General features: G+C 64.4%; 6 protein-coding genes. 5 read left to right on the top strand and 1 reads right to left on the bottom strand.

The annotated features are described in order from the left end of the window. Positions 1 to 39: 39 nt before the first annotated feature. From ACESL8_RS00650 to ACESL8_RS00635, 4 genes are all read left to right on the top strand, one after another. The gene (locus ACESL8_RS00650; RefSeq protein WP_372914848.1) at positions 40 to 423 is read left to right on the top strand and encodes a hypothetical protein; all 384 of its coding nucleotides are present in this window, start codon (positions 40 to 42) and stop codon (positions 421 to 423) included. Positions 424 to 682: 259 nt separating this feature from the next. Beyond that, positions 683 to 1,261, top strand: a complete 579-nt coding sequence (locus ACESL8_RS00645; protein WP_372914846.1) for a hypothetical protein — start codon at positions 683 to 685, stop codon at positions 1,259 to 1,261. After that, complete coding sequence (locus ACESL8_RS00640; RefSeq protein ID WP_372914844.1) at positions 1,258 to 2,886, top strand: alpha-D-glucose phosphate-specific phosphoglucomutase; 1,629 nt, start codon at positions 1,258 to 1,260, stop codon at positions 2,884 to 2,886. The genes ACESL8_RS00645 and ACESL8_RS00640 overlap by 4 nt, the downstream gene beginning before the upstream one ends. 90 nt (positions 2,887 to 2,976) lie before the next feature. Next, positions 2,977 to 3,180 (top strand): hypothetical protein, encoded by a 204-nt coding sequence (locus ACESL8_RS00635; RefSeq protein ID WP_372914842.1) that lies wholly within the window; start codon positions 2,977 to 2,979, stop codon positions 3,178 to 3,180. Between the two features lie 15 nt (positions 3,181 to 3,195). Here the strand turns inward: ACESL8_RS00635 and ACESL8_RS00630 are convergent, their stop codons facing one another. Further along, the gene (locus tag ACESL8_RS00630) at positions 3,196 to 3,681 is read right to left on the bottom strand and encodes a TspO/MBR family protein (protein WP_372914840.1); all 486 of its coding nucleotides are present in this window, start codon (positions 3,679 to 3,681) and stop codon (positions 3,196 to 3,198) included. A 74-nt stretch (positions 3,682 to 3,755) separates the two neighbouring features. Here ACESL8_RS00630 and ACESL8_RS00625 point away from each other — a divergent pair, with 74 nt between their 5' ends. Then, positions 3,756 to 4,772 (top strand): D-cysteine desulfhydrase, encoded by a 1,017-nt coding sequence (locus ACESL8_RS00625; RefSeq protein WP_372914838.1) that lies wholly within the window; start codon positions 3,756 to 3,758, stop codon positions 4,770 to 4,772. Positions 4,773 to 4,909 lie beyond the last annotated feature (137 nt).

Raw genomic sequence — 4,909 nt, 5'->3', positions numbered from 1 at the left:
GGGATACAGTTCGATGACGCAATCGTGGCAGTTGCTGCCATGAAGGAACACGGCGTGGATCTCGCGGATCTGAGCCTGGGTTTCAACACCGACGACATGAGCGAACGTCCCTTCAACCAGCTGGCCTTCATGGTCGAGAGAGGTTCGCGATTGCGCCGCGAGGTGGATATACCCGTCGGCGTCAGCTGGAATTTGGGCGTGCCGGCGCTGGCCAATCGCGTAATCGAAGAAGGCGCGATCGACCTGGTGTTTTTGGGGCGCCCGGCGTTGTCAAACCCGCATTGGCCAATCTGGGCGGCCCGCGAACTCGGGCACGGTAATCCCTTCTCTCTGCTCCCCCAGGACTGGAGTTTCTGGCTCGATAATCTTCGCGCTCACGACGCCGCGTTGGGGTGGCCTGAAGCGGGAAAACAGCACGCCTGACGTTCGATAAAAATACCACCGGATCGAATGCGCCACTTGACCTTCAGGGGAACGATGGACTTGCTCCGGTAAAGCGGAGAGTTTTCCTGAGGCGTAAGGTGACGCGCGCATGTTCGCCGGCCATGAATCGCTCGCATCGGGGTGGCCGGGCTGCAACTCGCCGACATGGTGACCACCGTCAACTCCACCTGTGCCCGCAAGATCGTCCGTCCGGAATTCGGCATGGGGGGAAGGGCTGGCTGCGATTCGCGGAGACCGCGTGCGCAGCATTGTCAACGGCATCGACACCGCTCGATGGAACCCCGAAACCGATCCAGCGTTGGCAGCCCACTACAACGCGCGCATTCCGGATGCACGCAAGGTCAACAAACGCGCGCTGGAACAGCATTTTGGTCTCGACAAGGATGATGGCCCACTGTTCTTGATGGTCAGCCGGCTGTCGCGGCAGAAGGGTACCGATGTGATTTGCGAAGTGCTCGATTTCCTGGTTGGCAATGGCGCGCGGTTGGCAATCCTCGGCTCGGGCGATGCGGAGACCCAGTTGTGCGAATTGGCCCATGAGTGCGTGCCGGAGATGAATCGCACCGGCAGTCTGGCCGATACCGTCATCGATGCAAATCCCGCCGTGCCCGGTGTCGGGGCGGCGACGGGCGTGCAATTCGACGGGGCGCATTATCACGGCCTCGCCGCCGCATTCAGCCGCGCCATCGCCCTGTACCGACAGCCCGATCACTGGCAACAAATCCAGCGCAACGGCGTGGCCGCTGATTTTTCCTGGCGGCGCAGCGGCGCACAATATGCCGCCATCTATCAGCAACTTGCCGGGGCAAACCCATGATTGAAACCATCGCCTCCACGCCCTTTGACGGGCAGAAGCCCGGCACGTCGGGCCTGCGCAAGAAGGTGAAGATCTTCCAGCAGGCAAACTATACCGAAAATTTCATCCAGGCCGTGTTCGATGTGGTGGAACGCCCCGGTGGTGCCACGCTGGTGCTGGGCGGTGACGGGCGTTTCTACAACCGCACCGCCATCCAGCAGGCCATCCGCATGGCGGCGGCCAATGGCTATGCCCGGGTGATTGTCGGGCAAGGCGGCATCCTCTCAACGCCGGCGGCCAGCCATGTCATCCGCAAATATCACGCCAGCGGCGGCCTGATCCTGTCCGCCAGCCACAATCCCGGCGGGCCGGACGAAGATTTCGGCATCAAGTACAACATCGCCAATGGCGGCCCTGCACCCGAAGCGATCACCGAGGCGGTTTACGCGCGCACGCGGGTCATTGATCGCTGGCTGACGGTGACGGCGCCCGATATCGATCTCGACACGGTCGGCACGGTGACGGTGGCAGGGATGGCAGTCGATGTCATCGATCCGGTCGCCGACTATGCGCAGCTGATGGAAAGCCTGTTCGATTTTCCCGCCATGCGTGCGGCGGTGGCCGGCGGTTTTACCATGGCGTTTGATGCGATGAACGCGGTCACCGGGCCTTATGCAGTGGAAATCCTCGAACGACGGCTTGGCTTTGCTGCCGGAACCGTGCGCGGCGGTACTCCGCTGGAAGATTTTGGCGGGCATCACCCCGATCCCAACCTCGTGCATGCCAAGGCGCTGTACGACGCCATGATGGCGCCGGATGCGCCGGATTTCGGCGCTGCATCGGACGGCGATGGCGACCGAAATCTGATCATTGGCAAGCACCGTTTCATCACCCCGTCGGATTCGCTGGCGATGCTGGCGGCCAACGCGCGTCTGGCGCCGGGCTATGCGGCGGGGCTGAAGGGCATCGCGCGGTCAATGCCGACCAGCGCGGCGGCGGACCGGGTGGCAGCGGCGCTGGGCATCGCGTGTTTTGAAACCCCCACGGGGTGGAAATTCTTTGGCACGCTGCTCGATGCCGGCCTCGCGACGATCTGCGGCGAGGAAAGCGCCGGCACCGGATCGGACCATATCCGCGAAAAGGACGGGCTATGGGCGGTGTTGCTGTGGGTCAACATATTGGCCGTGCGCGGCATCAGCGTCGATGCACTGGCGCGCGATCATTGGGCGCGGTTCGGGCGCAATTATTACGCCCGCCATGATTATGAAGCCATTGAAAGCGCACTGGCCGATGCGCTGATCGACGCGCTGACCGCGCGGTTGCCCACCCTGCCGGGTTCGACCTTCGGCACCTTGACCGTGGCCGGTGCCGACAGCTTTTCCTACACCGATCCGGTCGATGGCTCGATCAGTGCCAACCAGGGCCTGCGCGTGTTGTTCGAAGGCGGTTCGCGCGTGGTGTTCCGCCTGTCGGGAACCGGCACGCAGGGCGCGACCTTGCGGGTGTATCTGGAACGCTATGAGCCAGCCGATGGCCACATCAGCGGCGACACGGCGTACATGCTGCAAGCCATCGTGGCCGCAGCCGAAGACATCGCCGGGATTGCCCACCACACCGGCCGCACTGCGCCTGATGTCGTGACCTGATGCTGCCCTACGGCTCGCATGTTGCTGACAGCGCCACCAGCTTTCGGGTGCGCGCGCCAAGGGCATCGGCGCTGTCGCTGTGCCGGTTTGATGCCGCCCGCGAGTGGCGACGGCGCGCAAGGCAAAGGGGCACTCGCACGCGGGCTGTGGTTCGATACGGCCAAACTGCCGACCGATTCCCAAGCAACGGGGCTTGATCGCCGCTTTGTTCAAGATCCGGCGCTGGTGCAGTTTGGCGTGGACACCGCCTATCTGGTGCCGCGCGCGCTGATGCCGTGGGATCGTGCCGGTTGAAGTAGCAGGGAGCGGTCAGGCGGCGGCTGGGCGCGGATTGAGGCGAACGATGGTCAGGTTGAGGAAACTCGCAAAGCTCACCCATGCCAGATAAGGCAAATTCAGCCACGCAGCCTCGGGCGCAATCGGCCACAGCCCGGCCACGAGGGCCAAGATGGACCCCCACAGAAACGGCACCTCGGCCAGCGCCCAGTCTGGCCGCTGGGCCTTGAAGAACAGCGGGCTCCACAGCAGGTGAAACACACCGTTGACGGCAAAAAGGATCAGGATGGCCTGCTGGTCGGCAGGCCCGCGCGCAGCCTCCCAGGCGATCACACCGCTCCAGGCGGCCAAGCCCAATATGGCCGTCCACGCCGGGCCGAACGCCCAGCCCGGCGGCTGCCACGACGGCTTGTTGAGGCGGGCATACCAATCGGCGCGCGGCGTCATCAGCCCGCCGATCAGGCACAGCCCCACAGCCCAGGCGATGGCAATGCCGGCAGGCGTGTTGAAATCTTCCATAGTGTCATCTTGGCCGGCTTTCGCGCCCGGCGCACGGTTGCATTGCCGCACGGGCACGGGCACAAGCTGCCGTCATGAACCTTGCCCGCTTCCCTCGCCGTCATTACACCCCCGGTTTCACCCCGTTGGAGCCGATGCCGCGGCTTACGGCGGCGCTGGCGACAGAATCCGGCGGCGGTGAAATCTGGATCAAACGCGACGATCTGCTCGGTTTGGCCGGCGGCGGCAACAAGACCCGCAAGCTTGAATTCCTGATCGCCGATGCACTGGCCAAGGGCGCCGATACGTTGATCACCGTGGGTGCGCCGCAGTCCAACCATTGCCGGCTCACGCTCGCCGCCGCGGCCAAGGAAGGCCTGGATTGCCGGCTGATAATCGAAGAGCGGGTGCCGGGCAGCTATTCCGAAGCGGGGCTGGGCAATAATCTGCTGTTTGATCTGATGGGCGCGGCCAGTGTGCGCATGGTCAAGGCCGGCACCGATTTGGCTGCCGAAATGGCCGAGGAAGCCGCAGCGGTGACGGCGGCTGGCGGGCAGCCTTATATTATCGTTGGCGGTGGCTCGTCGCCGCTGGGCGCGTTGGGCTATGCCGCCTGCGCGCAGGAAATCATGGTGCAGGCGTTCGATGCGGGCGTTGCATTCGATCGCATCGTGGTGGCATCGGGCAGTGCCGGCACGCATTCGGGGCTGATCGCCGGGCTGGTAGCACTGAATGCCGGCATCCCGGTGACGGGCATCAACGTGCGCCGCGCCCGCGCTGAACAGGAAGCCAATGTGCTGAAACTGGCGCAGGCGACTGCCGATCTGATGGGCACGCCGCAACCGGTGGCCGAAGATATCGTCGCGCTCGCGGACTGGGTTGGCCCCGGCTATTCGCTGCCCACCGCGCAAATGGTGGAAGCCGTGCGGCTGCTGGCGTCCAAAGAAGGCATATTGCTCGACCCGGTGTACAGCGGCAAGGCGATGGCCGGGCTGATCGGGCTGGCGCGGCAGGGCGCTTTTGCTGGCGAACGCGTGCTGTTCCTGCACACCGGCGGCTCGCCGTCGCTGTCGGCCTTTGCCGGCGATCTGCGTAATCCCGAATTAACCTGATGCCCGCCTGGCGCACGATCGGCGTGATCGGAGGCATGGGGCCGGCAGCCACGGCCGATTTCATGGCGCGGCTGGTGGCCGGCGTCGATGCGGCAAGCGACACCGATCACCCGCGCGTGCTGATCGATTCCAATCCT

This window comes from Sandarakinorhabdus sp. (assembly GCF_041689835.1).
GTDB lineage: Bacteria > Pseudomonadota > Alphaproteobacteria > Sphingomonadales > Sphingomonadaceae > Sandarakinorhabdus.
Note: the sequence above shows the minus strand (reverse complement) of the source record. Positions and strands in the feature narration are given on the sequence as shown.

Excerpts from the sequence above, each read along its gene's own strand:
- ACESL8_RS00625 (WP_372914838.1), top strand. The coding sequence starts at position 3,756 with ATGAACCTTGCCCGCTTCCCTCGCCGTCATTACACCCCCGGTTTCACC.
- ACESL8_RS00650 (WP_372914848.1), top strand. The coding sequence starts at position 40 with ATGAAGGAACACGGCGTGGATCTCGCGGATCTGAGCCTGGGTTTCAAC.
- ACESL8_RS00635 (WP_372914842.1), top strand. The coding sequence starts at position 2,977 with ATGCCGCCCGCGAGTGGCGACGGCGCGCAAGGCAAAGGGGCACTCGCA.
- ACESL8_RS00640 (WP_372914844.1), top strand. The coding sequence starts at position 1,258 with ATGATTGAAACCATCGCCTCCACGCCCTTTGACGGGCAGAAGCCCGGC.
- ACESL8_RS00630 (WP_372914840.1), bottom strand. The coding sequence starts at position 3,681 with ATGGAAGATTTCAACACGCCTGCCGGCATTGCCATCGCCTGGGCTGTG.